Source organism: Streptomyces sp. NPDC025784 (assembly GCF_055558435.1).
Genome location: NZ_JBVHMN010000008.1, coordinates 203,791 through 228,647, shown reverse-complemented (window position 1 = coordinate 228,647; position 24,857 = coordinate 203,791). Strand labels below are relative to the sequence as shown.

Annotated in this window: 22 protein-coding genes and 7 tRNA genes; 19 read left to right on the top strand and 10 right to left on the bottom strand. The window is 71.6% G+C overall.

Translation table 11 applies throughout. The features are described 5' to 3' along the window. Positions 1-249: 249 nt before the first annotated feature. Complete coding sequence (locus ACZ4IF_RS20130; RefSeq protein WP_467564589.1) at positions 250-1,191, top strand: phosphotransferase enzyme family protein; 942 nt, start codon at positions 250-252, stop codon at positions 1,189-1,191. A 74-nt stretch (positions 1,192-1,265) separates the two neighbouring features. Next, entirely contained in the window at positions 1,266-1,553 is a 288-nt protein-coding gene (locus ACZ4IF_RS20125; protein ID WP_028801517.1) for a TFIIB-type zinc ribbon-containing protein, read from the top strand. A 178-nt stretch (positions 1,554-1,731) separates the two neighbouring features. Here the strand turns inward: ACZ4IF_RS20125 and ACZ4IF_RS20120 are convergent. The 5 genes from ACZ4IF_RS20120 to ACZ4IF_RS20100 all read right to left on the bottom strand — a co-directional run bounded on the left by ACZ4IF_RS20120 (position 1,732) and on the right by ACZ4IF_RS20100 (position 2,197). Further along, positions 1,732-1,806, bottom strand: a tRNA-Val gene (locus tag ACZ4IF_RS20120). A gap of 40 nt (positions 1,807-1,846) precedes the next feature. Then, a tRNA-Val gene (locus tag ACZ4IF_RS20115) sits at positions 1,847-1,918 on the bottom strand. A gap of 20 nt (positions 1,919-1,938) precedes the next feature. Beyond that, positions 1,939-2,010, bottom strand: a tRNA-Val gene (locus ACZ4IF_RS20110). 1 nt (position 2,011) lies between these two features. Beyond that, positions 2,012-2,085: transfer RNA gene (locus tag ACZ4IF_RS20105), tRNA-Cys, on the bottom strand. 39 nt (positions 2,086-2,124) lie between these two features. Further along, positions 2,125-2,197: transfer RNA gene (locus tag ACZ4IF_RS20100), tRNA-Gly, on the bottom strand. Between the two features lie 156 nt (positions 2,198-2,353). Here ACZ4IF_RS20100 and ACZ4IF_RS20095 point away from each other — a divergent pair. Genes ACZ4IF_RS20095 through ACZ4IF_RS20085 form a run of 3 tightly spaced genes read left to right on the top strand, consistent with a single transcriptional unit; the run spans position 2,354 to position 5,086 of the window. After that, a complete protein-coding gene (locus ACZ4IF_RS20095; RefSeq protein WP_467564587.1) occupies positions 2,354-3,397 on the top strand; it encodes a chorismate-binding protein in 1,044 nt (347 codons plus the stop codon). Further along, positions 3,394-4,218 carry an aminotransferase class IV gene (locus ACZ4IF_RS20090; protein WP_467564585.1) on the top strand — a complete coding sequence of 275 codons (825 nt, stop codon included), beginning with the start codon at positions 3,394-3,396 and terminating at the stop codon, positions 4,216-4,218. Before ACZ4IF_RS20095 ends, ACZ4IF_RS20090 begins: the two co-directional genes overlap by 4 nt. A gap of 46 nt (positions 4,219-4,264) precedes the next feature. Then, the gene (locus ACZ4IF_RS20085) at positions 4,265-5,086 is read left to right on the top strand and encodes a GNAT family N-acetyltransferase (protein WP_467564583.1); all 822 of its coding nucleotides are present in this window, start codon (positions 4,265-4,267) and stop codon (positions 5,084-5,086) included. A gap of 126 nt (positions 5,087-5,212) precedes the next feature. Here the strand turns inward: ACZ4IF_RS20085 and ACZ4IF_RS20080 are convergent, their stop codons facing one another. After that, on the bottom strand, positions 5,213-5,731 hold the full coding sequence (locus tag ACZ4IF_RS20080; RefSeq protein WP_467564581.1) for a DsbA family protein: 519 nt from the start codon (positions 5,729-5,731) through the stop codon (positions 5,213-5,215). Positions 5,732-5,935: 204 nt separating this feature from the next. Between ACZ4IF_RS20080 and ACZ4IF_RS20075 the strand changes: the two genes are divergently transcribed. Both ACZ4IF_RS20075 and ACZ4IF_RS20070 read left to right on the top strand, forming a co-directional pair. Further along, positions 5,936-6,379: a hypothetical protein gene (locus tag ACZ4IF_RS20075; RefSeq protein ID WP_467564813.1), complete on the top strand. Its 444-nt coding sequence runs from the start codon at positions 5,936-5,938 to the stop codon at positions 6,377-6,379. 145 nt (positions 6,380-6,524) lie between these two features. Further along, a complete protein-coding gene (locus ACZ4IF_RS20070) occupies positions 6,525-6,677 on the top strand; it encodes a hypothetical protein (RefSeq protein WP_190034526.1) in 153 nt (50 codons plus the stop codon). A 141-nt stretch (positions 6,678-6,818) separates the two neighbouring features. Here the strand turns inward: ACZ4IF_RS20070 and ACZ4IF_RS20065 are convergent, their stop codons facing one another. Together ACZ4IF_RS20065 and ACZ4IF_RS20060 are read right to left on the bottom strand one after the other, a co-directional pair. Beyond that, the gene (locus tag ACZ4IF_RS20065; RefSeq protein WP_467564578.1) at positions 6,819-7,376 is read right to left on the bottom strand and encodes a CGNR zinc finger domain-containing protein; all 558 of its coding nucleotides are present in this window, start codon (positions 7,374-7,376) and stop codon (positions 6,819-6,821) included. Positions 7,377-7,713: 337 nt separating this feature from the next. Beyond that, positions 7,714-8,127 carry an SsgA family sporulation/cell division regulator gene (locus ACZ4IF_RS20060; RefSeq protein WP_003959770.1) on the bottom strand — a complete coding sequence of 138 codons (414 nt, stop codon included), beginning with the start codon at positions 8,125-8,127 and terminating at the stop codon, positions 7,714-7,716. A gap of 191 nt (positions 8,128-8,318) precedes the next feature. Between ACZ4IF_RS20060 and ACZ4IF_RS20055 the strand changes: the two genes are divergently transcribed. The 7 genes from ACZ4IF_RS20055 to ACZ4IF_RS20025 all read left to right on the top strand — a co-directional run bounded on the left by ACZ4IF_RS20055 (position 8,319) and on the right by ACZ4IF_RS20025 (position 16,776). Further along, a complete protein-coding gene (locus ACZ4IF_RS20055; protein WP_467564576.1) occupies positions 8,319-8,753 on the top strand; it encodes a TIGR02611 family protein in 435 nt (144 codons plus the stop codon). A gap of 82 nt (positions 8,754-8,835) precedes the next feature. Then, positions 8,836-8,910: transfer RNA gene (locus ACZ4IF_RS20050), tRNA-Val, on the top strand. Between the two features lie 1,115 nt (positions 8,911-10,025). Next, positions 10,026-11,315: an ABC transporter substrate-binding protein gene (locus ACZ4IF_RS20045; protein WP_467564574.1), complete on the top strand. Its 1,290-nt coding sequence runs from the start codon at positions 10,026-10,028 to the stop codon at positions 11,313-11,315. Continuing rightward, on the top strand, positions 11,315-12,283 hold the full coding sequence (locus ACZ4IF_RS20040) for a carbohydrate ABC transporter permease (RefSeq protein WP_467564572.1): 969 nt from the start codon (positions 11,315-11,317) through the stop codon (positions 12,281-12,283). The genes ACZ4IF_RS20045 and ACZ4IF_RS20040 overlap by 1 nt, the downstream gene beginning before the upstream one ends. After that, positions 12,280-13,158 carry a carbohydrate ABC transporter permease gene (locus tag ACZ4IF_RS20035; protein WP_467564570.1) on the top strand — a complete coding sequence of 293 codons (879 nt, stop codon included), beginning with the start codon at positions 12,280-12,282 and terminating at the stop codon, positions 13,156-13,158. The genes ACZ4IF_RS20040 and ACZ4IF_RS20035 overlap by 4 nt, the downstream gene beginning before the upstream one ends. A gap of 1 nt (position 13,159) precedes the next feature. Continuing rightward, complete coding sequence (locus ACZ4IF_RS20030) at positions 13,160-13,780, top strand: hypothetical protein (RefSeq protein ID WP_467564568.1); 621 nt, start codon at positions 13,160-13,162, stop codon at positions 13,778-13,780. Positions 13,781-14,040: 260 nt separating this feature from the next. Continuing rightward, entirely contained in the window at positions 14,041-16,776 is a 2,736-nt protein-coding gene (locus ACZ4IF_RS20025; RefSeq protein ID WP_467564566.1) for an exo-rhamnogalacturonan lyase family protein, read from the top strand. Positions 16,777-16,787: 11 nt separating this feature from the next. On the opposite strand, the gene ACZ4IF_RS20020 is transcribed toward ACZ4IF_RS20025, so the two are convergent. After that, a complete protein-coding gene (locus ACZ4IF_RS20020; protein ID WP_467564564.1) occupies positions 16,788-19,259 on the bottom strand; it encodes an SCO7613 C-terminal domain-containing membrane protein in 2,472 nt (823 codons plus the stop codon). An 88-nt stretch (positions 19,260-19,347) separates the two neighbouring features. Here ACZ4IF_RS20020 and ACZ4IF_RS20015 point away from each other — a divergent pair, with 88 nt between their 5' ends. Together ACZ4IF_RS20015 and ACZ4IF_RS20010 are read left to right on the top strand one after the other, a co-directional pair. After that, positions 19,348-19,794, top strand: coding sequence for an SRPBCC family protein (locus ACZ4IF_RS20015; RefSeq protein WP_095933069.1), 447 nt, complete (start codon positions 19,348-19,350; stop codon positions 19,792-19,794). 39 nt (positions 19,795-19,833) lie between these two features. Beyond that, a tRNA-Val gene (locus ACZ4IF_RS20010) sits at positions 19,834-19,905 on the top strand. An 89-nt stretch (positions 19,906-19,994) separates the two neighbouring features. Here the strand turns inward: ACZ4IF_RS20010 and ACZ4IF_RS20005 are convergent. Beyond that, entirely contained in the window at positions 19,995-20,720 is a 726-nt protein-coding gene (locus tag ACZ4IF_RS20005; protein WP_467564562.1) for an exonuclease domain-containing protein, read from the bottom strand. Positions 20,721-20,890: 170 nt separating this feature from the next. Between ACZ4IF_RS20005 and ACZ4IF_RS20000 the strand changes: the two genes are divergently transcribed. The 3 genes from ACZ4IF_RS20000 to thrS all read left to right on the top strand — a co-directional run bounded on the left by ACZ4IF_RS20000 (position 20,891) and on the right by thrS (position 24,825). Further along, a complete protein-coding gene (locus tag ACZ4IF_RS20000; RefSeq protein ID WP_028801501.1) occupies positions 20,891-21,457 on the top strand; it encodes a DUF4365 domain-containing protein in 567 nt (188 codons plus the stop codon). Further along, on the top strand, positions 21,454-22,671 hold the full coding sequence (locus tag ACZ4IF_RS19995) for a hypothetical protein (protein ID WP_467564560.1): 1,218 nt from the start codon (positions 21,454-21,456) through the stop codon (positions 22,669-22,671). The genes ACZ4IF_RS20000 and ACZ4IF_RS19995 overlap by 4 nt, the downstream gene beginning before the upstream one ends. 177 nt (positions 22,672-22,848) lie before the next feature. Next, positions 22,849-24,825 carry a threonine--tRNA ligase gene (thrS, locus tag ACZ4IF_RS19990; protein ID WP_467564558.1) on the top strand — a complete coding sequence of 659 codons (1,977 nt, stop codon included), beginning with the start codon at positions 22,849-22,851 and terminating at the stop codon, positions 24,823-24,825. The last annotated feature ends 32 nt before the right edge of the window (positions 24,826-24,857 follow it).

Sequence of the window (24,857 nt, the reverse complement as noted above, 5' to 3'; positions counted from 1 at the left end):
CCGGGCGGTGCGCGACGAGTCCCTTCCGCGCCGGACGCCGAGGCCTGAGCCGAACGACATCCCCTGGCCCTCACCCGGCCCGCCGCCCTGCTCACCGACGAACGCTCCTCCGCCGGGGGGACCGGCCTGAGCGGAGCGCGTGGCGCTCGCGCCGGCCCACCGGACGGGCCGTGCGACCGGTGCGGTGCGACCGCCCGCACGACGACTGCGTACGCTCGGCGGCGGAGTCGCACCAGCCAGGGGGGATCCGTGACCACAGACGCTCTGCCCACCGGGCTCGCCGCACACGCGCGCCGTGCGGCACACCCTGGTGCCCAGGACTGCTCCTGCGAGGTCACCGACACGGTTCTCGCGGACCGTGACGACGGCACCGTCGTCCGGCACGGCGACACCGTGGCCAAGGCCCACGCCCCGGGGACCGACCCCGAAGAGCTCGCCCTCCGCGTCTCCGTGGCCGGCGCACTCCCGGACGTCCTCCTCCCCCCGCTGTCGCCGGCGCCGGCCCGCGTGCACGACCGCGCGGTGACCCTCTGGCCGTACGGCACCCCGGTGGACCCCGAGACGCCCGAAGCCGCCCCCTGGGAGGCGGTGGGTGCCCTCCTGGCACGCCTGCACCGGGCCGCGGCCCCCGCGGGGCTGCCGCCGATGCGGGGCCCCGCGAAGGCGGCCCGCGCGCTCGCGCGGCTCGCGGCGGCCGGCCCGCACCCGGCCGCCGCGACGGTCCTGCGGGCCTGGGCCACCCTGCCCGGCTGGGCCCGCGCCGAGGCCCCCATGCCGGACACGACGACCCTGTGCCACGGAGACCTGCACCTGGGCCAGCTCGTGCGCGGGCCCGCGCCCGCCGGACCCTGGCTGCTCATCGACGTCGACGACCTGGGCGTGGGCGTCCCGGCCTGGGATCTGGCCCGACCGGCCGCCTGGTACGCCTGCGGCCTGCTGCCGCCCGACGAGTGGCTCCGCTTCCTGGCCGCCTACCGGCGGCACGGCGGCCCGGCCGTCCCCGCGGACGGCGATCCGTGGCCCGCCCTGGACGTCGCGGCCCGCGCGCTCACCGTGCAGACGGCGGCCCTGGCGATCGCCAAATCGGTGGCCGCGGGGCAGCCGTTGGACGAGGTGCAGCAGGCGGTGATCGACGCCTGTGACCGAATGGGCACCGTCCCGCCCGAGTTGGCATGCGGTTTCGCGTCGTAAGGTGCAACCGACCGAGGCCAGGTGGTGTCTGTCCTGGCGAAAGCAGTACCGAGCGGCGAGGAGTTGAGCCGAGCATGCAGTGTCCGAAGTGCCACGCGCCGATGCACACGTACAACCGCAACGGCGTCCAGATCGAGCAGTGCAGCGGTTGCCGCGGGATATTTCTCGACTACGGCGAGCTGGAGGCGCTGACCCGCGTGGAGGCGCAGTGGTCGCAGCCCGCACCGCCGCCGGCCGCGCCACAGGCCTACCCGTCCGCGCCCGCGCCCGCCTGGGGCGCCCCGCAGCACGGCGGCCACGGCGGTCACTACGGCGGCCACCACCGCCACAAGAGCTTCGGGCACATGCTCTTCTCGTCCTGAACCCCTGCCGTCTCCTGAGCCCCGCACGCCCCGGACGAGAGAGCCTCTCCCGTCCGGGACGCGCGCGGGGCCGCGGGAGACCTGCCGGCGGAGGGGCCCCTCTCCCTGAGCCGAGGGGCCCCTCCCCGTGCGTGCACGACGAAGCCCCCGACCGTACGAGACGGCCGGGGGCTTCGGCTGGTGCGCGATACTGGGATTGAACCAGTGACCTCTTCCGTGTCAGGGAAGCGCTCTCCCGCTGAGCTAATCGCGCAGGTCACGCGGCCGGAGCCACGCTTGCTGCTGGTACTGCGTGCGCGATACTGGGATTGAACCAGTGACCTCTTCCGTGTCAGGGAAGCGCTCTCCCGCTGAGCTAATCGCGCGGGGGATCCTTGCGGACCAGTGGACGATACTGGGATTGAACCAGTGACCTCTTCCGTGTCAGGGAAGCGCTCTCCCGCTGAGCTAATCGTCCTTGGAGGTGGAGACGGGATTTGAACCCGTGTAGACGGCTTTGCAGGCCGTTGCCTCGCCTCTCGGCCACTCCACCAGGAGTGCGGGGGTTCGGGACGATCCCCCACTTCCTGCGAGCGGACGACCAGGTTCGAACTGGCGACCTCAACCTTGGCAAGGTTGCGCTCTACCAACTGAGCTACGTCCGCTTGTCGTTTCCGTTTCGCTTGCGCGTCCCGGCGACGTGTTGAACTCTAGCGGATTCCCGGGCCAGCACAAAAACGCGTTTGTGCAGCGTGCTGCGGTCCGACCGCCCGAGGACATGGTCAGGGCACCCGCAGGTCACCCGCCCTAGACTCGTCAGCGTGCTCGACCTCCCTCCTCTCGCCCGCTTCGGCGGCCTCGTCGCGACCGGTCTCATCGACGTCACCAGCGACCCCGCCGCCCTGGACTCCACCGGTTTCTGGGCCGTCTCGGCCGACTTCGAAGGCCGCCTGACCTGCGCCCGCTTCCGGGACGTACGGGAGGAGCCGGTACCCGCCCCGGTGCCGGGCCGCTGGCGGGGACCCGCCGCCGGTGACTGGACGTCGTCCCTCGACCGCGCCGCGTACACGGCGGGCGTGCGCCGCATCCGCGAGCACATAGCGGCCGGCGAGGTCTATCAGGCGAACCTCTGCCGGGTGCTCACCGCGCCCGTCGCGCCCGACGCCGACGTCGACGCGCTCACCGCACTGCTGGCCCGCGGCAACCCGGCCCCGTACGCCGGGACGATCCGGTTGCCCGCGCACGGCGTGGAGATCGCCACGGCGTCCCCCGAGCTCTTCCTGCGCCGCCGCGGCCGGAGCGTCGAGTCGGGCCCGATCAAGGGGACCGGCCGTACCGAGGCGGACCTCCTGGAGAAGGACTACGCCGAGAACGTGATGATCGTGGACCTCGTCCGCAACGACATCGGCCGGGTCTGCGCCACCGGCACCGTGAGCGTCCCCGACCTCTGCGTCGTGGAGAAGCACCCGGGGCTGGTCCACCTCGTGTCCACCGTGCACGGCGAGTTGCGCGACGACGCGGGCTGGCCGGAGCTCCTCGACGCCGCGTTCCCGCCCGGCTCGGTCACCGGTGCCCCCAAGTCGAGCGCCCTGCGGATCATCGACTCCCTGGAGACCGCGCCCCGGGGCCCCTACTGCGGCGGTATCGGCTGGGTCGACGCCGACCGCGGCACCGGCGAGCTCGCCGTGGGCATCCGCACCTTCTGGATCGACCGGGAGGAAGGTGTCCTGCGGTTCGGCACCGGCGCGGGCATCACCTGGGGCTCCGATCCCGACGGGGAGTGGCGGGAGACCGAACTGAAGGCCGCCCGCCTGCTCGCGGTAGCGTCGGGTGAGTACGAGGCAAGTGGAGGGACCCTTTCGTGAAGATCTGGCTCGACGGCGGGCTGCAGGACACCGAGTCCGCCCGCGTCTCCGTCTTCGACCACGGACTGACCGTGGGTGACGGCATCTTCGAGACCGTGAAGGCGGTCCACGGGCGGCCGTTCGCGCTCACGCGCCACCTCGACCGGCTCGCCCGTTCGGCACACGGCCTCGGCCTGCCCGAGCCCGACCGCGACGAGGTGCGCCGCGCCTGCGAAGCGGTCCTCGACGCGAACCCGATGCCGCTCGGCCGGCTGCGCATCACCTACACCGGCGGGCACGGCCCCCTCGGCTCGGACCGGGGCGAGCACGGCCCGACCCTCGTCGTCGCCGTGGGGGAGTCCACCCGGCGCCCCGACACCACCGCCGTCGTCACGGTCCCCTGGACCCGTAACGAGCGCGGCGCGCTCACCGGCCTGAAGACGACCTCCTACGCCGAGAACGTCGTCGCGCTGGCCCGCGCCCGCGAACACGGCGCCACCGAGGCGCTGTTCGGCAACACGGTGGGGCAGCTGTGCGAGGGCACCGGCTCGAACGTCTTCGTCGTCCTCGACGGTGAGCTCCACACCCCGCCGATCGCCTCCGGCTGCCTCGCCGGCATCACCCGCGCGCTCACCGTCGAATGGACCGGCGCCAAGGAGACCGATCTGCCGCTGGACGTCCTGGAGCGCGCCGACGAGGTCTTCCTGACCTCCACCCTGCGCGACGTGCAGGGCGTGCACCGGGTCGACGGCCGTGAACTCCAGGGCGCCCCCGGGCCGGTGACCGCGAAGGCCATGCGGATCTTCGACGAGCGGGCCGGGCACGACCTCGACCCCGCCTGAGGAAATTCGGCTGCTCCCGGTCGCGGCAACGGGTAGAACACCCGTGATGACGACCACCCTGCGGCCGACCGAGCCGCTTCAGCGCTCCGCCGACGGGACGCGTTCACGTCACTACAACGTGTGTGTGAACAGTCGTCCCGTCGGGGCGATCCACCTCGCGACCGACCCCCTCGTGCCGTCCGTCGCCGTGATCCAGGACCTCCGCATCGAGGAGCCGGACCGTGGCCGCGGCCGGGGGACCGTGGCGGCGCTGGCCGCCGAGGAAGTGCTGCGCGGCTGGGGCTGCGAGCAGATCGAGGTGGCCGTTCCCGGCGACGCCGCGGCGGCGCTCCGGCTCGCCGGGGCGCTCGGGTACGTCACGCGCAATCGCACCATGGAGAAGGCGCTCGGCGACACTCCGCCCGAACTGCCCGCGGGGAGCGCCGGCCGCCCCATGACGGCCGCCGAGTACGAGGTCCGCGACCGGGAACGCCGGGAGGCCTACGCGCAGGACTGGATCCGGCGGGGCATGCCGGAGGGCGAGGCGTACGCCAAGGCCCACCGGGACCACGACCTGCTGCTGCCGCGGGGGACCGCCACCGACGGCATGCGGCTCAGCGTCCTGGAGCACGACGGCGAGCCGGTCGGAAACCTCTGGCTGGGCCGGCGTGCCGGGAACGCGTTCGTCTACGACGTCGAGGTCGACGAGGCCCGTCGCGGCCAGGGGCACGGCCGTACGCTCATGCTTCTCGCCGAGGCCCAGGCGGTGGCCGCGGGGGACCGCCGGATCGCCCTCAACGTGTTCGCGGGGAACGCCCCGGCCGAGCGGTTGTACGCGTCACTCGGCTACGGGACGACGACGCACTACCTCTACAAGAGGCTGCTGTAGGTGCAGGGGCCCGCAGTAGACACAAGGGCCGGCTGTGGACGCGTCACGTCCACGGGCTTGGACCCGCCCGGCCCGGTGTCCCGCCCGGTCGGGGTCTCCGGCAGGGCCCTCGCCGGGCCTTCGGCGTCAGGCCTGCTCCTCGGCCAGCAGACGGTCGGCGATCTCCTCGATGCGTTCGCGCAGGCCCTCCTGGCTCTTGCCGCCGTCGAGACGCTCACCGCCGATGACGTACGTGGGAGTGCCCGTGACACCGATCGCCTTGCCCTCGGCCTGGTCGGCGTCGACGATCAGGATGTGCCGGCCGTCGATCAGCGCCGTGTCGAACTCCTCGGCGTCCAGGCCGAGTTCCCGGGCGACCTCGATCAGGAGGGGCTCTCCCTTGCGGTCCAGCTCCTCGACGCGGCCGAGCACCGCCTCGACGTACGCCCAGGAGCGGCCCTGCTCCGTCGCCTCCTCGACGGCCTGGGCCGCGGCGAAGGCGTGCTTGTGCTTCTCCAGGGGGAAGTGCCGCAGCCGCAGCTCCAGGCGGTCGCCGTAGCGGTCGCGCAGCGCGCGCAGGTCGGCGAGGGCACCGCGGCAGTCGGGGCACTGGAGTTCGCACCAGACGTCCAGGACGACGGGGCGCGCGGAGGAGGAGTCGTTCATGACGGCCAGTCTCCCAGCCCCGCCGGGGTCGCCCCAACCGGGACCCCGCGCACCCGTACGGCTCCCCGACCGGGACCTGGGGAGGACCGCGACCCGGAGATGTCCCTGAGGTGTACCCGGACCATGGCATATCGGGCACCGGGCGGTGCAGGATGGAAGGGACGAACCGCATTGCCCGACACGCATGCCCAGCTGGAGGCCCGGATGATTGCCGAGACCGTCTGTTCCGCCGTCGCCGCGGCCGGCCTGGGCATCGCCGCGGTCACGGCCTATCGCAAGCGCTTCCTGTCCGCCGCCCGTATCGCCGCGTACTCGCTGGTGCCGCTCGGGCTCGTGATGACGGGCGTCGTCGGCTGGCTGGCCGACACCGCGTTCAGCCCGACCGCGTGGGCCGGCTTCGCCGTGCTCGGTGTCTCGTGGCTGCTCTTCATGACCACGCGTGCCGTGGAGCGGCGCGGCGGCGGGACCCGGAAGGAGCGCAAGGCGGCCAAGGCAGCCCAGCGCGACGCGGTGGCCCCCGCGGCGTCCGCGCCGTCGCTGGCGCCGAGCACCCGCCCGGCCTCCCGTCCCGCGACGAAACCCGCCGCCGGCTCCTCGTCGGACGACTTCAGCGACATCGAAGCCATCCTCAAGAAGCACGGCATATGACCGACTGAAACGACACAAGGGGGCACGCGTCCGGCGCGGAACCGATCACGTTCGGATCCGCTCGTAACATGATCCAGCGAACTCCCGTACATTCCGGGCGTGTTGATCGCGCGAGGGGTGCCGCCTGGGTCATCATCGCCGCGAGATGCTGGACACAACACAGAGCGACACCGTCGCTCCTCCCGAGGAGCGGCGCGGTTGTCTCTTCGCGCTCTCTCAGCCGCCGCTGATGATCTTCCTTGCGGTGATCGGCTGTTTGCTGCTCATGGCTTCGCTGCACGACCTGCTGCTGCTCTGAGCCGTACACGGAGCCCCTGGCGCCACCCGCCGAGGGCTCCGTCAGTCCATCCCTGCCGCAGCCCGGCTGTCAGGGGCGCGCTCATGTCCGAAACGGGCCGTCGCGCCCTTGCGTACGAACCTGTGGCGCGTGAGCAGCCGGTCAGCTCGCCGCTTCCTTGCGACGCGCCCGGTAGGCGGCCACATGCAGACGGTTTCCGCAGGTGCGGCTGTCGCAGTAGCGGCGCGAACGGTTGCGGGAGAGATCCACGAAGGCGCGCCGGCAGTCCGGGGCCTCGCAGCGGCGGAGCCGCTCCTGCTCCCCGGCGACCACGAAGAAGGCCAGCGCCATGCCGCAGTCCGCCGCGAGATGGTCGGCGACCGAGGCGCCCGGTGCGAAGTAGTGCACATGCCAGTCGTAGCCGTCGTGATCGGTCAGCCGGGGCGTGGTGCCTGCCGCGGCGACCAGTTCGTTGATCAGCGCGGCGGCGGTCCGCGGATCGTCGGCGGCGAAGATCCCCGCGAACCGGCCGCGGATCTTGTGCACGGCCGTCAGGTCGTGCTCCGACAACACCCCGACATCACTGATTTCGTGCTTTCGTACGAAATCGGTGAGGGACGCGACATCCGCGAGCGTGTCCGTCGTCTCGTCGTCCGGCGCGGAGTTCACCAGATCCACCACGGCGTCGAGCGCGCACCGGGTGTCGTGGGTGATCAGCACGTTTCGCTCCCTGGCCTGGGGGTCGGGCTGGCGCCCGCCCGATGCAGGCCGATGGTAGTGCGTTCCGGCGCGGGAGAGTCGGCGCGGGGCGTCGGGGGCGGGGGAATCGGCCGGAAGCGGGGGCGTCGTGCGGCCGGGAGCCCGGATCGCGCTGTGTCACGGCGTGGTGCGGCGCGGTGATGGGTGGCGAGGGCCTGGTACGCAGGGCTGTGGACGCGCGCCGGCGCCGCCTCCGTGGTGGTCCCACGGCGACGGCGCCGGTGTGTGCCCTATGCGGTTGTCTAGGCCCGAGCCGTCTCCCCGAGTGGACGGCGCCGGGCGGCTCTGTGGGGCCTCCTCAGCTCTCCGCCAGGATGTGGGAGAGCTCGGTGTCGAGATCGAAGTGCCGGTGCTCCGTGCCCGGGGGCACGGCGGCGTCCGTCCGCTTCAGGAACGACTCCAGGGCCCGCGCCGGGGCTTCGAGCAGGGCCTCGCCCTCCGGGGAGCTCAGGGCGATGCATACGACGCCCTGACCATGGCTCCGGGACGGCCAGACTCGGACGTCGCCGGTACCGGTGGGCCGGTGCAGGCCCTCGGCGAGGAGGTCGCGGGCGAACACCCACTCGACGGTTTCCTCGGCTCCGGTGTGGAAGGTTGCGTGCACGGCGTAGGGATCGGCCGTGTCATACCGCAGTCCTGCGGGTACAGGCAGTGAGGACTCGCTCGACACAACGAGGCGCAGGTGCAGCTCGCAGCTGACCGTGGTGTTCATAAGCGCCAGGGCCTTTCGCTCAGTGTGCGCTCGGGGATTCGCACGTCGGCGAAATCGACATGCCACCTACGGTGCCGTTGTAAACCCCTCTGAGTGTTTTGCGTGTCTTTACGTAACTCATCCGGCCGAGAGTGCGTTCGTCGGATAGGGCCATTCCGGTGACCGGTTTCCCTCCGGTAGGGTTTGGCCGTATGAATACGGGGAGTGACGGGCCGGGCGGGATCGCCATGGCCGACGACGGGGAGAACTCCGAGCGACCGCTCGGTTCGCGGGCGCCGGAATTCATCAAGGCGCGCCGTGCACTGCACCTGAGCTGGCAGGTCGGCGTTTTCGTGGTCGGGCTCGCGGTGGTCGTCGCGGGCGTGATCATGCTTCCGCTGCCGGGTCCGGGCTGGCTGGTGATCTTCGGCGGCATGGCGATCTGGGCGACCGAGTTCGTCTGGGCGCAGCTGGTGCTCCGCTGGACGAAGCGCAAGGTCACGGAGGCGACACAGCGCGCGCTCGACCCGAAGGTGCGGCGCCGCAACATCACCCTGACGACCGTCGGGCTCGTGATCGTGGCCGTGCTCGTCGGCGTCTACGTGTGGAAGTTCGGCATCGAGATGCCCTGGAACATCAAGGAGTGACGAGGCCCGCCCGGACGTCGTTCCGGCGCCTCGCCGTTGGTCGGGGCACCCCCTGACATGGGGTAATGTTCTCTCTGCGCCCGGGCGATTAGCTCAGTGGGAGAGCGCTTCGTTCACACCGAAGAGGTCACTGGTTCGAACCCAGTATCGCCCACCAGTACGACAGGCGGCCGGGTCCACGCACGACGTGGACCCGGCCGCCTTCGTCGTTTCCGTGCGCCTGCGTCGCGCCGGGCGCGTCCCTCGCCACCTGGGCGTTCACGCGGACGGGCGGGCAGTCGGCGGGGAGATGGTCGGCGGTCGGCGGGGGTGGGGGGCGAGGTGCGCGCCGCGGTGCCGGCGCGCCGGCCCGACCGGTTCATGAGCGCGCCTGCCGGCACCTCCATGGAGTCCTTCGCGTCACCTGATCGGCATACGGGGAGTGACATGTCGGCCGTCGCCGGACGGCCTCGGCACCCGAGGGCTCGACGGGGCGGGCGCCGTGGCCGCTCGGATCCAGCCACCGGGCGGTTGGGGTCGCTCTCCGTGGCCCTGACGCCGCCGAGTGTCTGTCCGAGCCGCCCTTCGGGGTCCGGTCGCCGACAGGGCCGGGCCGGGTTCTCGCGGCGGCGCTGTGCGCCCCTCAGGGCCGCGCCCGACGGCCGGGAGCGACGTGACCGGGACGTGCCTTCGGAGCGCCGGTGAGGAGCTCGCCGGTACCCCCAGCCCGCAGGCAGCCGCGGGAGGCGCGGCCGGGAGCGCCGGCTGCGTCTGCGAGTGACCTGCCGATGGCGTGCTGCCGAAGCCGGTGAAGTGCCCGTGAAACGTCCGGCGCCGGTGGGCGCCCCTCGGTGAATCCGAGCGCGCCGCTCCGTGGGAAGCGCCCCGCGGCGGCGGGAGCCCCCGCACGAACTCGCCTCCGGCGACGCTGAGCATCCTCCTCGCCTCGGGCGGCGGGCATCCTCCTCGCCTCCGGCGGCGGTGAGTCCCCTCCGTGACCTACCCCGGGCTCGGCACCGTTCACCACCCGGCGCACGGGTCCCGACGCGTTGTTCGCAACCCGCCGCACGGTCCCGTCGCGTTCGACGGGTCGGCCGCGGGCGTGCGACCAGCGAGGCCAGGTGTCCCTTCGTGCTCCGATCCGGTACGCCCGCCGTCGAGCCGGAGGGCCGCGGCACATCAATTCCTGTCCGAATCATTGACGCGCCCCGAAGCCCTCCGTACCTTGTGCCAGCAAGCGCTTACTTGAAACGATTCAGGCAGGCGGAGACGACGCTGCGGGGAGGCCCGACTGTGGGAAACAACGGGAGTGTTGAGAGGCGGACCGTCCTCAAGGCGGCCGGAGCTTCGCTGGCCACGCTGGGGCTGGCCGCCACGACGGGCTGTGGCGGGGACGGCGGCAGCGCCGGGGACGGGACGGTCACCATCCGCTACGCCTGGTGGGGCGCCGACGAGCGGGCGAAGAGGATCAACGAGTCCATCAAGCTCTTCGAGAAGAAGTACCCGAAGATCAAGGTGAAGACGGACTTCCAGGATTATGTGGCGTTCTGGGAGAAGTTCCAGACCCAGGCCGCGGGCGGGAATCCGCCGGACGTTTTCCAGAACGCCGTCGGATTTCTTCGGAAGTACGACAAGAGGGGCGTACTGCTCGACCTCAGGTCGCAGATCGACGCGGGAAATCTGAGCCTCGACAACTTCCGTGCCGGAGTCGAGAAGGTCGGGCAGGTCGACGGAAAGCAGCTCGGCATTCCCGTCGGATCCAACACCATGTCACTTGTCGTCGACGAGAAGGTTTTTGAGAAGGCGGGAATCAAGCCGAAGCAGGGCTGGACCTGGGACGAGTACTTCGCCGCGCTCAAGAAGATCCACGACACCCAGAAAGTGCCGGGCGACACCGGCTACTTCAGCATCATGTACCTCTACGACCTCTACCTCCGGCAGAACGGCAAGGCGTTCTTCACCAAGGACGGACTCGGTTTCGACGAGGCCGATCTGACGGAGTGGTGGACGGACGGCTACAACCGCGTCAAGGCCGGCATCGTCACCGACCCCAAGCGCGTGGAGCAGGACAAGCCGAAGTCGTCGCTCTCGGCGGGCCACGCCGCCTCCGAGTTCACCTGGGACAACTTCACGGTCCGTTACACGGCGGAGGGCGACAGCAGCTACGGTCTCGCCCCGATCCCGACGACCGACGGCAAGCAGACCGGGCAGTACCTCGCCTCCCTGATGCTGAGCGCGTCCGCGCGCACCGAGCACCCCAAGGAAGTCGCACAGTTCATCGACTTCATGGTCCACGACCCCGAGGTCGGCAGGATCATGGGCTACGACCGCGGCATCCTCGCCACCACCGAGCAGTTCGAGGCGTACAAGCCGACCGACGCGCCCAACAAGGCGATCGCGCAGTACGAGACCGATGTGGCCGGCGCCGGAGTCCTCGGCGCCATCACCCCGCACCCGGCCGGGGCCGACACCGTCGAGGCCGCGTTCCTGCGCATCGGCGGCGACATGTCCCAGGGGACGACCAAGGTCTCCGACGCGGTGAAGCAGTTCTTCTCTGAGGCGAAGACCGCCCTCGCCGCCTGATGGGAACCGCCGTGACGCTCGTCAAGGACTCTCCGCCCGACGCCCCGGAGAGGCGCCCCGCGGCCCCCGCCGCCGGAAAACGGCGGGGCCGCCGGGAGAACCTCGCCGGCTATCTCTTCATGTCCCCGTGGATCGCCGGCTTCCTGCTGCTGACGGCCGGCCCGATGGCCGCGTCCCTCTACTTCGCGTTCACCGACTACAACCTCTTCAATTCGCCGCGGTGGATCGGCTTCGACAACTTCACCAAGATGTTCGACGACCCGCGGTGGCAGAAGTCCGTGGAGGTGACGGCCAAGTACGTCGTCATCGGCACCCCGCTCAAACTGCTCCTCGCGCTCGGGGTCGCCCTGCTGCTCGCGCAGAGCCGCCGCGGCCAGGCCTTCTACCGCGCCGCGTTCTACGCCCCGTCGCTGATCGGCGCGAGCGTCTCCGTCGGCTTCGTCTGGCGCGCGCTGTTCTCCGACGACGCCGTCGTGGACCGCACGCAGTCCTTCCTCGGGTTTCACACGGGCGGCTGGGTCGGTGACCCGAACTGGGTCCTCTACAGCCTGGTCGCCCTGACCGTCTGGCAGTTCGGCGCGCCCATGGTGATCTTCCTCGCCGGGCTCAAGCAGGTCCCGAAGGAACTGTACGAGGCGGCCGAGGTGGACGGGGCGGGACCGCTGCGCCGCTTCTGGAACATCACCCTGCCGATGATCTCGCCGGTGCTGTTCTTCAACGTGCTCCTGGAGACCATCCACTCCTTCCAGATCTTCGGTTCGGCGTACGTGGTCTCCAACGCCACCTGCGGACCGGCCGACGCCACGCTCGTCTACACCTGCTACCTGTACCAGAAGGGCTTCAAGGAGTCCCAGATGGGCTTCGCGTCCGCCATGGCCTGGATGCTGCTGCTGGCCGTGGCGCTGGTGACGGCCGTCCTCTTCTGGTCGCAGAAACGGTGGGTGCACTACGAGGAGGACGCCCGATGAGCACCACCACGACCACCGCGCGCGGGCCCCTGCGGTCGGGACGCAAGCACGGCGGATCGCTCGCCTGGCACCTCGGTGCCCTGCTGGTCCTCGCCGTGGTCCTCTATCCCGTCGTCTGGGTCGTCGGGGCCTCGTTCAAGCCCGGCCGGGAGATCATCGGCAGCCTCGACCTGCTCCCGACCCGGCCCATCCTCACCAATTTCAAGGGACTGGCCGACGGCATCGCCGACATCTCCATCGCGACCTTCTTCCAGAACTCCCTCTTCTACGCGCTCGGTTCCGTCGTCGGCATCCTGATCTCCTGCTCGCTGACGGCGTACGCCTTCGCCAAGATCCGGTTCGCCGGCCGGAACCTGCTGTTCTCCCTGATGATCGGCACGCTCCTGCTGCCGTACCACGTGCTGCTCATCCCGCAGTACGTGATGTTCCAGAAGATGGAGCTGGTCAACACCTACGTGCCGCTGCTGATCGGCAAGTACCTGGCCACCGAGGCGTTCTTCGTCTTCCTCATGGTGCAGTTCATGCGGAACCTGCCCCGGGAACTGGACGAGGCGGCCCGGCTCGACGGCTGCGGGCACCTGCGGATCTACTGGTCGATCGTGCTGCCGCTGTGCCGCCCGGCGCTCATCACCAGCGCGATCTTCACCTTCATCAACGCCTGGAACGACTTCATGGGCCCGCTGATCTACCTCAACGAACCGAGCAAGTACACGGTCTCGCTGGGCATGATGATGTTCCGCGACCAGGAGGGCGTCGCCAACTACGGCGGGATGATCGCGATGTCGCTGGTGGCGCTGCTGCCGGTGCTCCTCTTCTTCCTGGCCTTCCAGCGGTATCTGATCGACGGCATGGCGACGTCCGGACTGAAGGGCTGACATGGCCACCACCCAGCCACGGGCGCGGGCCGGGGCCCGCGCGGGGCGCACGCCCAAGGAGTCCGTCCTCGCCGAACGCTTCGCCGTCTTCGCGGAGTGCCTGCTCACCGGAGTGTGGATCGCGGTGGCCGCGCTGCCCCTGGTGACGTACCCCGCCGCCTTCGCGGCCGCGGCCCGGCACCTGCGGCGGCGAACGACCCACCGAGCCGGCGGATGGAGGGAGTTCGCCGCCGACTTCCGGGCTGCCGTCCGGGGCGGCTGGATCGCCGGTCTGGCCGGATGGGCCGGGGCGGCCGCGGTCTGGGTGGACGTCCAGGCCGTGCGCGCCGGGCTGCCCGGCGGACCGGTCGTCGGGGCCGTCGGCCTCTTCGCCCTGATCGCGGGTGCCGTCGCCGGACTGCGCGCGGCGGCGTCCTGGGAACCGGGGGCGTCCTGGCGCGAGCTGCTCGCGGCCGCCGGCCGCCGCACCGTACTCGATCCCGCCGGTTCCTTCCTGCTCGTCGGCGGACTGGCCGTGGTGGCCTGCTCCGCCTGGTTCGTCGCGCCGCTCGCGGTGCCCGTGCTCGGGTTCGTCGCGGCGGCGGCCGTCGCGGTGGAGCAGCGACACCGGCTCCGCCGCTGACCGACGGCCCTGAGAACAACCGCACGCACGGCCGGCGCCCCGCCACGGCGCCGGGAACAGCACGCAGCGCCGGTACCCCGCGACGGCGCGGAGAACCTCACGCAAGGCCGGCGCCCCGCCACGGCGCCGGGAACGTCACGCAAGCCCGACGCCCCGTGCCGCGCCTCGCGACGGCACCGGGCAACCCACGCAAGGCCGGCGCCCAGGGCGCCGCGCCTCTCTGTCATGCCCCTGACTTCCCCGCTCGGAAAGGAAAGGCCATGTCTCCCCTTCCCCGCAGATCCCTCCTCAAGGCGGCCGCCGTCGCCGGCGCCGCCGCGCAGTTCAGCTGGGCGCTGGGCACCCAGGGCGCCCAGGCCGCGCCCGCGGCCGCGGCCACCGGCACGGACCCCGTCACCCTGGAGTGGCTGGAGGACGGCGGCCTCGGCGCCGCCCCCGGCTCCACCGTCGGCGTTCCCTGGCCGAAGGGAGTCCACCGGGAGGACCAGACCTTCGCGCTCACGGACGCCGACGGCAAAGCCGTCCCCGTGCAGACCTGGCCGCTCGCCTACTGGCCGGACGGCTCCCTCAAGTGGACCGCGCACGCGGTGAGTTCCGACGCCGGGAAGTACACGCTCACCGCCGGCGCACCGGCCGCCCCCGACAACAAGGTGACCGTCGACAGGAACGGCGCCACCGTCGACGTGTCCACCGGCGTCATCGCCGCGAAGATCGGCAAGAGCGGCTCGGTCCTGGTCAGGTCCGTGACCCGGGGCTCCACGGAGATCGCCAGGAACGGCCGCCTGGTCCTCGTCCGCCAGCCGGAGATCGAGGACGAGGACCAGGGCGCGGAGAAGTACGAGCGCTTCGAGAGCGCCATCTCGCGGACCGAGGTCGAGCAGGACGGCCCGGTGCGCGCCGTGATCCGCATCGACGGCAAGCACCGCAAGGGCGACCGGAGCTGGCTGCCCTTCTCGATCCGGCTGTACTTCTACGCGGGCGCCGACTCCTTCCGCATGGTGCACACCGTCACCTTCGACGGGAAGCAGGAACCGGGGAAGTCGAGCGGCGACTTCATCCGCGGCCTGGGCGTGTGCTTCGGCGTACCGATGCGCGACGCGGCCTACGACCGGCACATCAGGATCGGCGGCGACGACAGCGGTCTGCTGCGCGAGGCCGTCAAGGGCGTCACGGGACTGCGGCGCGACCCGGGCGCCGCCGTGCAGGCCGCCCAGTTCGCGGGACAGAAGCTGCCCGACCCCTCCACCTGGGACCAGCGGGTGACGACCCGGCTCCAGTACATCCCCGAATGGGGCGACTACACCCTCGCCCAGCTGTCCGCCGACGGCTTCACCCTGCGCAAGCGCACGAAGAAGGGGCACGGCTGGATCGGCGCGGGCGGCGGCCGGCGTGCCTCCGGCTTCGGCTACGTCGGCGGACCCACCGGCGGACTCTCCTTCGGCCTCAGGGACTTCTGGGAGAAGTACCCCGCGCAGCTCGACATCCGCGACGCCCACACCGACGAGGCCGAGGTCACCCTGTGGCTCTGGTCGCCCGAGGCACAGCCCATGGACCTGCGCTTCTACCACGACGGCATGGGCCAGGACACGTACGCCGAACAGCTCGAAGGCCTCAACATCACCTACGAGGACTACGAGCCGGGCTTCGGCACCCCGTACGGCATCGCCCGCACCTCCGAACTCCTCTTCTGGGCCAACGGGTCGACACCCGCGCCGGACAGGCTCGCCGAACAGGTCGCGGCCGTCCGGGTGCTGCCGCAACTGGCCGCACCGCCCAAGCAGCTCATCGGGGCGAAGGTCTTCGGCCCCGGCCTCTACTCCGAGCCCGACCGCTCCACGCCCGCCAAGGCGAAGATCGAGGACCACCTCGACTTCCTCTTCACCTACTACCGGGACCAGGTGGAGATGCGCAGGTGGTACGGCTTCTGGGACTACGGCGACGTCATGCACTCCTACGACCCGGTCAGGCACCAGTGGCGCTACGACGTCGGCGGCTACGCCTGGGACAACTCCGAGCTGTCGCCGGACCTCTGGCTCTGGTTCGCCTACCTCCGCAGCGGCCGCGCGGACATCTTCCGCTTCGCCGAGGCGATGACCCGGCACACCGGCGAGGTCGACGTCTACCACCTCGGCCAGTGGGCGGGCCTCGGCACCCGGCACGGCGTCCAGCACTACGCCGACAGCGCCAAACAGCAGCGCATCGCCAACACCACGTACCGGCGCTACTACTACTTCCTCACCGCGGACGAACGCGTCGGCGACCTCATGCACGCCAACGTCGACTCCGACGAGACGTTCCTGGTCCTCGACCCGATCCGCAAGATCCGCACCGAGCCCTACACACCCGACCGGCACGCGCTGTCCATCGGCTTCGGCACGGACTGGAGCGGACTCGTGTCCGCCTGGCTGACGGAGTGGGAGCGCAAGGGCCCGAAGTGGGAGAAGGCCAAGGCACGCGTGCTGTCGACGATGGAGACCATCGCGGCCCAGCCGAACGGCTTCGTCCAGGGCACCGGGCTGTACGACCTCGACACGGGCAGGTTCGCCGTCGCCGCGGCGCCCGCGGTCGGCGTCTCGCACCTCTCCGCGGTCTTCGGCCTCAACGAACTGTGCTCCGAGCTCATCGACCTCGTCGACATGCCCGCCTTCAAGGAGGCCTACCTCGACTACTGCCGCTACTTCAACGCCACCAAGGCCGAACAGGCGGCGCGCTACGGCTCGGACTTCGGTTCCCTGCTGCTCTTCCAGGGCCACTCGCGCCTGGACGCGTACGCCGCCGTGCAGACCGGTGACGCGAAGCTCGCCACGCGCGCGTGGACGAAGTTCTACAGCTCCGACGGCTACACCGAGTCATCGCCCTGGAAGACCACGAAGCTGAGCGGTCCGGTCACCCTGGTGCCGGGCAGCGAGGCCGACTGGGTGTACACGAACGACACCGCGCTCTACGGGCTCGCCGCCATCGAGAACCTGGCGCTGCTCGGCGACAGGATGCCGTAGGCCCCCGGCCGTCAGCGCATCCTCCCCAGCACCTCCCGCACTCGCCGCGCGTCGCGGATCCGCTGCTCGTACGTGGCACCCAGCGCGAGCAGCAGCAGACCGGCGAGTGCGGGAGGCGCCCAACGGGGGAGCGCGCCGACCACCTGCACCAGATACGGGGCGAGTTCGTGCAGCGCGTCCAGCGCCAGGACCGCGCCGCCCACCACGAGCGGCGCCTGGAGACGGTGCCGGGCACCCGCCAGGGTGACCAGCAGGGCCGCCGTGCCGAGAAGCAGCGGGCGGAGCCAGTGCGTGTCGCCCCATGCCGCGAAGAGACTCGGCACCAGCGTCGCGGTCAGGCCCGGCCCGTACGCCGTCCACGACGAGACCGTCCCGTCCCGGCGGCGCCGGACCACACCGACGACCAGCGCCGGAACACTCACCACGACCGTGTACGCCTCCGGTGAGCCGACGTCCCAGGACGCCAGGCGGACCCAGGCGGCGAGTACGAACAGCGCCGCGGCCGCGTACCCCACCGGGCGCCGGTCCTCCCGTACCGCCGTGCCCGCGGCGATCACCCCGCAGAGGGCCAGGACCAGGGCCAGCGTCGGCGGATCGGTCACCGCGAGCCCGATGGCGAGCAGTCCGGCGGCGGCCCCCGCCACCTCGGACGACACGGTCGTCGCCACGTCGTCCGTACGCGCCGCCGACACGGCGGCGGCCACCGGCACCACGAGCACCAGCAGGGCGACCTGATGTGCGGGAAGGTCCAGGGAGGCGCCCGCGGCGCAGGCCAGCGCGGTCGCGTACACGAGCGAGACCGGCGCGGCGACCGGACCGAGGACCGGCCGCAGGGCGGCGGCCGCGAACAACAGGACCAGCGCCCCGAGGACGGTGAGGGTCGCGCCCTCGGAGGCCAGGGAGAGGAAGGCGAGGCTCGCGGACGTGAGGACGGCGAGCACGAGAGGCGTCACCGCGGGCCGCGCACGGGTGGCCAGGGCCAGGGCCGCCACCGCCGTCAGACCGTGCACCGACAGCCCCGCCTCGTAGGGGAGTTCGAGTGAGGCCGGGACGACGGACACCGCGGCCCACACCAGCGCCGTCGCGGCGGCCAGGGCCTGCGGACGCCAGTCCGTCGCGCGGACCGCCGTCACCAGGACACCGGCCACCAGCGCGAGCACGAGGGGCGCCGTGATCGCGTGCGCGGGCCACGGGACGTCCGCCGTGACCGCTTCCCTGGCGGTCGCCGGGGCACCGGACCAGATCCGGCCGGCCCAGTCGGCCGGGCCCAGCAGGACGAGGCCGACCGGAGGCAGTGCCCACACCACCGCGACGGCCTGCACCGCACCCGAAGCCCACGCGAGGCCCCGCTTCATCGGCTCGGCGAGTGGCGTGCGCACGGCGCCCAACAGGGCGACGGCACACACGAGATGAGCCACGACCATCCAGTCCGACGGCAGCGATGCACGCAGCACGCCGCCGACCGCGGCGACCGTGAGCAGGCCTCCCGTCAGCGCGCCGCCGGCCGCGACGCCCGGCTTCGGGGTGCGCCACGCCGCCACGAGAGCGATCGACGCGGCGAGGAGGAGGAGCGCCGCCGCACGGGCGGCGGCGCTCGGGCCGGAGGCCGTCCAGGACAGCCAGCCGGCGGCAAAGGCGCCCCACCCGCCCAGTCCGTACGCGCCGACGGCGGCGACCGCACGGACCGGCTTCACGGGGACGAGGAGCGCGACAGTCGTGTCGAACGCGGCCGTCGCCAGCAGCGCGGCGGTGACGGCATGGGCACCCCCGTCGGCCGCCGCCACCCACAGCAGCAGCGGCAACTGGGCCGTGGCCAGCGCCGCCGGCAGAGGCAGCCGCAGCGGGAGCCGGACCCGGGTGCCGGCCGGTCCCTCGCCGGCGCCCACGGGCTTCTCGCCCGGGGTGGTGACCGCCGAAGGTCCCGCCGGCAGGGGAAGCAGGCCCACGGCCAGACCGTACGCGGCCCACACCGCGGCCAGCACCGCCGACGTGACAGCGGTGTACCCGAGCCCGTCGGCGTCCGGGACGGCGACCTCGTGCAGTGCGTAGGCGTCCAGCACCGTCAGCGCCAGACCGAGCCCTGCCACCGCCTCGGCCGTCGAGCGCAGCCCGCGCCGCAGCAGGGGCAGCGGTGCGCCGAGCGCGGTCAGCGTCAGCGCGGCGAGCACCAGCGCCCGGCCGGCGATCCCCAGGTGTCCCCAGCTGACGACCGTGAACGCGACGGCGGCCACGGTCAGCAGGATGCCGCCGAGCAGCAGGAGCACGTTCTGTACGCCGGGGGCCGTGGCCTCCGGCCGGTGCGCGGGGGCGGCGAACGGTCCGGGAGCGGCGGCCGACGGCGGGCCGGACGGCGCCGGAGCCGTCCGGAGGGCGCTGATCAGCCAGGCACGGCGCGTCAGCAACAGAGCCCGGCGGGCGTCGAGTTGCCGCAGCTCGGCGTCTAGGAGCCGCAGCTCCTGTGCCGGGGGCGGGATCGAGGTCATGCCTGGGAGTGTGGTCCCGGTCACCCTTCACGGCATGAGTGCGCGTACTCACGACGTACTCAGATCCCCGAGCGGGCACACTCCCCCCATGGACTGGAGCCACTACCGCTTCCGCAGCGAGTGGGAGCTGCCCGCGCCCCCCGCCGCCGTCTACGTCGTGCTGGAGCACGCCGAGAACTACCCGCACTGGTGGCCCCAGGTGCGCGAGGTCACCCGCATCGACGACCGCAGCGGCGTCATCCGGGTCCGCTCGCTCCTCCCGTACGGCATGACCTTCACCGCGCGCGAGGTGCGCCGTGATCCGGCGGGCGGCGTCCTGGAGATCGCGCTGTCCGGCGACATGGAGGGCTGGGCGCGCTGGACGCTCACCGCGCACGGCACCGGCACGCGCGCCCGGTACGACCAGGAGGTCGACGTGCGCAAGCCGCTGCTGCGCCGGCTCGCGGTGCCCGGACGGCCGCTGTTCCGGGCCAACCACGCCCTGATGATGCGCGCCGGACGCCGGGGACTGACGGCTTGTCTCCAAGCGGTTTGAACCACACCCGCCGGGACCTGTATGGTTCAGTCCGTTCCCGGGCGATTAGCTCAGTGGGAGAGCGCTTCGTTCACACCGAAGAGGTCACTGGTTCGAACCCAGTATCGCCCACCGGGAGAAGGCCGGTCCGTCACAGACGGACCGGCCTTTCCGCATTCCCGGTCCTTCCGTGCCGCCCGTTCCCGGCCGGCGGTCCGTCCTCACGCCGCCGCGGGCAGCTCCGGACGCAGCGGCCACGCCGGGTCCACCGCCTCCTCCGAGCCGCTGCGCGCGAACCATGCCTGGAGCCCGCGGGCCTGTGCCGCGTGCCACACCGCCTGGAGCGTGTGCAGTTCGGCCGGCGAGAGCCGCTCCAGACGCGCCGCGAAACGGCGCCCCACCGCCCGTACGACGTCCAGCGCGGCCTGCGCGTCGGCCGCCGCGTCGTGTGCGCCCTCCAGTGCCACGCCGTAGTGCGCGCACAGATCGGTGAGGGTGCGGCGGCCCTTGCGGTAGCGGTCCAGATGCTTGTCCAGCACCCGGGGGTCGAGCACCGTCAGCGGCGTCGACCCGAACCAACGGTCCAGCGACGAGGCCCGGTGACGACGCAACTCCCGGTCCAGGAGCGTCAGATCGAACGGAGCGTTCATCACGACGAGCGGGCGCCCGGCCGCCGCGTGTTCGCCCAGCTCCCGGGCTATCTCCTCCATCACCGGCGACGGCCAGCGGCCGTTGTGCTGCAGATGCTCGTCGGTCAGACCGTGCACCTCCGTCGCCCCCGGGGGCACCGGCACCCCCGGATTCACCAGCCACCGGGACACCCGCGGACGGGAACCCGGGGCGTCCTGGACCACGACGGCGGCCGACACGATCCGGTCGGTCTCGACGTCCACGCCCGTGGTCTCCGTGTCGAACGCGGCCAAAGGGCCCTCGTACCAGCACGTCATACCTACACAACTCCTCGTTCACCCACGGCAGCTGACGCACCGTCTTCTGCCCGTTTGGTGATACCCGGGCTGTTTGCGACGTACGCCGGAAGGAGACAACAGAGGTACGGGTCTTTGCAGTTCAGCGGCCCGTCACGGGGAATCTCTTGGTCTGGAAGGCTGTTGGACTCATGGCACTCGCCCAGCCCGAACGGGGCGGGCTGCTGCCCCAGCGGACGGCACCCCATCGCGGCTCACTCGCCACCACCGCCTGCATGGAGACATTGCAGGTCGGCTATCTGCACGCGGTCGCCGCGGCGGCGGGCTGCTCGCTGTCCCAGCCCTTCCCGGACAACGGCATCGACTGGCACGTCAGCCACAGCGCCCCCGGGCACACGGTCGACGACGAAGTCACCATCAAGGTGCAGCTCAAGTGCACGTACCAGATCCCGCCGAACCCGCCCGGGCCCGCCTTCTCCTTCACCCTCGACAACGAGCACCTGGCGAAGCTCGCCCGCACGCCGGTCTCGGTGCACAAGATCCTGGTCGTGATGCTCGTGCCGCGCTCCCAGGACGACTGGCTGCGCGCCAGCCACGACCGCCTCGACCTGCGCCACTGCTGCTACTGGATCAACCTCGCCGGGCACGCCGTCACCGGCCGCCGCAGGACCACCGTCCGGATACCGACGGCCCGCATCTTCGACGACCGGGCGCTCTGCGAGATCATGACCCGGGTCGGGACGGGAGGCAGACCATGACCCACCGCCCCCTCGACGAGTCGCTGCGCCCGGTCAGGCCGCATCCCGTCGACCCCGTCTGGAACGACCCGCCGACCCCCGACCAGGTCGACCCGGCGGTCCTCAGCGCGCTGCTGCACCGGCACGGCTGGCAGCGGCGCGGCGGAGCGGCGGGACGGTACGGCCGATGGACCCCACCCGGGCCCGGTGGCGGCGGCACCAGCCTGCTGGTGCCGGAGAGCCGGGCCTTTCCCGACAGCGACGACCTGCTCGGCGAAGCCCTGGTCGCGCTCTCCCGCAGCGGCTCCCCGTCCGCCCGTGACGTGCTGGTCGCGCTCGCCGTCCCCAGTGACGAGATCCGCTGGTGGCGCGACGTGCCGACCGGTCCCGTGGGCGCGGCGCCGTGGACCGTCGAGGAACAGCTGCGCGCCGCGGCCCGCCAGATGCTCCTCGCCGGCGCGCTCGCCACCCGCGCGCGTGCGGGCTACTACGGCGCCCGCCACCGCAGGTCCGCCGCGGCCTCCCTGGAGAACGTCCTGGTCGGTGCCGAACCGGGCGGACGCCGGCTCACCGCCTTCGTGCCCGTCACCACGGGCCGGCCGCTCGCCGTACGGCTGCACCAGGCGCTGTACGCCGCCCGCGAGGCCATCGACTACCAGCGGGCCACCGGAGGCATGGACGCCTTCGACGCCGCCGTCGAGGCGGGCGTCAGCCATGAGCTCATGGAGGCTCTGGTCGCCCTCGTCCGGGGCACCGAGGGCGCCAGGATCGCCGTCGAGTGGGCGCCCTCCGCAGGCGCCCCCGAGGGCGGTGCGGTTCCCGCCGAACCCGTCGAGTTCTCGCCCGGCGACCTGCCCGTGCTGCGTGAGGCCGGCGCGCGCTACCTGCGCGAGGAGCCGTCCGTCCCGGTGCGCCTCACCGGTGCGGTGGTGCGGATGCGCCGCTCCGGGCCGCGCGGGGAGGGCACCGTGCGGCTGCGCGTCCTCGCGGGCGCCGAGGTGCCGCACGTCCGTATGACGCTCGACGAGGAGGCCTACCGGATAGCGGGCCACGCCCATCTGGTCGGACTGCCGGTGCGGGTGCACGGACGGCTGGAGAGCCGTGGCGGCTTCCGCAGGCTCACCGATGCCTCCGGGGTCGTGCCCGTGCAGGTCGACGAGGCCGAACGGGACCGGCTGATGAAGTCGCTCCAGGAGAACCTGGACTTCTTCGAGGAGGCGTGCAGCGCGGACTGACGGGGCGCGGGGGAGCGAGGACACCGACCGGCGTCACGGCGGGCCACGGCCGGTGCGGCACTTTCCCGGCGGCACCGACCGGAACCGTTTCGCGGAGGGCACCCCCGGCTCGGTACGATCGCCTGTATTGCGTGCGCGACCCACGATGCGCACGTCCCCTTCAGGCAGGAGAGTCCGGTGTCAGACGTCCGTGTGATCATCCAACGCGATTCCGAGCGGGAAGAGCGCGTGGTGACGACGGGCACTACGGCCGCCGACCTCTTCGCAGGCGAGCGCACCATCGTCGCGGCCCGCGTGGGCGGCGAGCTGAAGGACCTCGCGTACCAGGTGCGGGACGGCGAGGAGGTCGAGCCCGTCGAGATCTCCTCCGAGGACGGCCTCAACATCCTGCGCCACTCCACCGCGCACGTCATGGCCCAGGCCGTGCAGGAGCTCTTCCCCGAGGCCAAGCTCGGCATCGGCCCGCCGGTCAAGGACGGTTTCTACTACGACTTCGACGTGGAGCGCCCCTTCACGCCCGAGGATCTCAAGGCCGTCGAGAAGAAGATGCAGGAGATCCAGAAGCGCGGTCAGCGTTTCTCGCGCCGCGTCGTCACCGACGAGGCCGCCCGCGAGGAGCTCGCCGACGAGCCGTACAAGCTGGAGCTCATCGGCCTCAAGGGCTCCGCGTCCTCGGACGACGGCGCCGACGTCGAGGTGGGCGCGGGCGAGCTCACCATCTACGACAACCTGGACGCCAAGACCGGTGACCTGTGCTGGAAGGACCTCTGCCGCGGTCCCCACCTGCCCACCACCCGCAACATCCCGGCGTTCAAGCTGATGCGCAACGCCGCCGCGTACTGGCGCGGCAGCGAGAAGAACCCCATGCTCCAGCGCATCTACGGCACCGCCTGGCCCTCGAAGGACGAGCTGAAGGCGCACCTCGACTTCCTCGCCGAGGCCGAGAAGCGCGACCACCGCAAGCTGGGCAACGAGCTGGACCTCTTCTCCGTCCCGGACCAGATCGGCTCCGGCCTCGCCGTCTTCCACCCCAAGGGCGGCATCATCCGCCGGGTCATGGAGGACTACTCGCGGCGCCGTCACGAGGAAGAGGGCTACGAGTTCGTCTACACCCCGCACGCGACGAAGGGGAAGCTCTTCGAGACCTCGGGCCACCTGGACTGGTACGCCGACGGCATGTACCCGCCCATGCAGCTCGACGAGGGCGTGGACTACTACCTCAAGCCCATGAACTGCCCGATGCACAACCTGATCTTCGACGCGCGCGGGCGCTCCTACCGTGAGCTGCCGCTGCGCCTGTTCGAGTTCGGCACCGTGTACCGGTACGAGAAGTCCGGCGTCGTGCACGGTCTGACCCGTGCCCGCGGCTTCACCCAGGACGACGCGCACATCTACTGCACCAAGGAGCAGATGGCGGAGGAGCTCGACAAGACGCTCACCTTCGTCCTGAACCTGCTGCGCGACTACGGTCTGACCGACTTCTACCTTGAGCTGTCCACCAAGGACCCGGAGAAGTTCGTCGGCTCCGACGACGTCTGGGAGGAGGCCACCGAGACGCTGCGGCAGGTCGCCGAGAAGCAGGGTCTCCCGCTGGTCCCGGACCCGGGCGGCGCCGCGTTCTACGGCCCGAAGATCTCCGTGCAGGCCAAGGACGCCATCGGCCGCACCTGGCAGATGTCGACGGTGCAGCTCGACTTCAACCTGCCGGAGCGCTTCGACCTGGAGTACACCGGCCCCGACGGCTCCAAGCAGCGCCCGGTCATGATCCACCGCGCCCTGTTCGGCTCCATCGAGCGCTTCTTCGCCGTGCTCCTGGAGCACTACGCGGGCGCCTTCCCGGCCTGGCTCGCTCCCGTCCAGGCGGTCGGCATCCCGATCGGCGACGCCCACGTGGACTACCTGCACACCTTCGCCGCCGAGGCGAAGAAGCGGGGTCTGCGCGTCGAGGTGGACTCCTCCTCGGACCGCATGCAGAAGAAGATCCGCAACGCCCAGAAGCAGAAGGTGCCCTTCATGGTCATCGCGGGCGACGAGGACATGGCCAACGGCGCGGTGTCCTTCCGCTACCGCGACGGCTCGCAGGAGAACGGCATCCCGGTCGACGAGGCGATCGCCAAGATCGCGAAGATCGTCGAGGAGCGGGCCCAGGTCTGATCCGGGGCACCGCGCACGCGCACGCCGCCGGG

Bases quoted from the DNA above. Each gene is read 5' to 3' on its own strand.
- ACZ4IF_RS20125 (WP_028801517.1), top strand. From the start codon at position 1,266: ATGCAGTGTCCGAAGTGCCACGCGCCGATGCACACGTACAACCGCAAC.
- ACZ4IF_RS20085 (WP_467564583.1), top strand. From the start codon at position 4,265: ATGACGACCACCCTGCGGCCGACCGAGCCGCTTCAGCGCTCCGCCGAC.
- ACZ4IF_RS20080 (WP_467564581.1), bottom strand. From the start codon at position 5,731: ATGAACGACTCCTCCTCCGCGCGCCCCGTCGTCCTGGACGTCTGGTGC.
- ACZ4IF_RS20075 (WP_467564813.1), top strand. From the start codon at position 5,936: ATGATTGCCGAGACCGTCTGTTCCGCCGTCGCCGCGGCCGGCCTGGGC.
- ACZ4IF_RS20070 (WP_190034526.1), top strand. From the start codon at position 6,525: ATGCTGGACACAACACAGAGCGACACCGTCGCTCCTCCCGAGGAGCGG.
- ACZ4IF_RS20060 (WP_003959770.1), bottom strand. From the start codon at position 8,127: ATGAACACCACGGTCAGCTGCGAGCTGCACCTGCGCCTCGTTGTGTCG.
- ACZ4IF_RS20055 (WP_467564576.1), top strand. From the start codon at position 8,319: ATGAATACGGGGAGTGACGGGCCGGGCGGGATCGCCATGGCCGACGAC.
- ACZ4IF_RS20040 (WP_467564572.1), top strand. From the start codon at position 11,315: ATGGGAACCGCCGTGACGCTCGTCAAGGACTCTCCGCCCGACGCCCCG.
- ACZ4IF_RS20035 (WP_467564570.1), top strand. From the start codon at position 12,280: ATGAGCACCACCACGACCACCGCGCGCGGGCCCCTGCGGTCGGGACGC.
- ACZ4IF_RS20030 (WP_467564568.1), top strand. From the start codon at position 13,160: ATGGCCACCACCCAGCCACGGGCGCGGGCCGGGGCCCGCGCGGGGCGC.
- ACZ4IF_RS20025 (WP_467564566.1), top strand. From the start codon at position 14,041: ATGTCTCCCCTTCCCCGCAGATCCCTCCTCAAGGCGGCCGCCGTCGCC.
- ACZ4IF_RS20020 (WP_467564564.1), bottom strand. From the start codon at position 19,259: ATGACCTCGATCCCGCCCCCGGCACAGGAGCTGCGGCTCCTAGACGCC.
- ACZ4IF_RS20015 (WP_095933069.1), top strand. From the start codon at position 19,348: ATGGACTGGAGCCACTACCGCTTCCGCAGCGAGTGGGAGCTGCCCGCG.
- ACZ4IF_RS20005 (WP_467564562.1), bottom strand. From the start codon at position 20,720: ATGACGTGCTGGTACGAGGGCCCTTTGGCCGCGTTCGACACGGAGACC.
- ACZ4IF_RS20000 (WP_028801501.1), top strand. From the start codon at position 20,891: ATGGCACTCGCCCAGCCCGAACGGGGCGGGCTGCTGCCCCAGCGGACG.
- ACZ4IF_RS19995 (WP_467564560.1), top strand. From the start codon at position 21,454: ATGACCCACCGCCCCCTCGACGAGTCGCTGCGCCCGGTCAGGCCGCAT.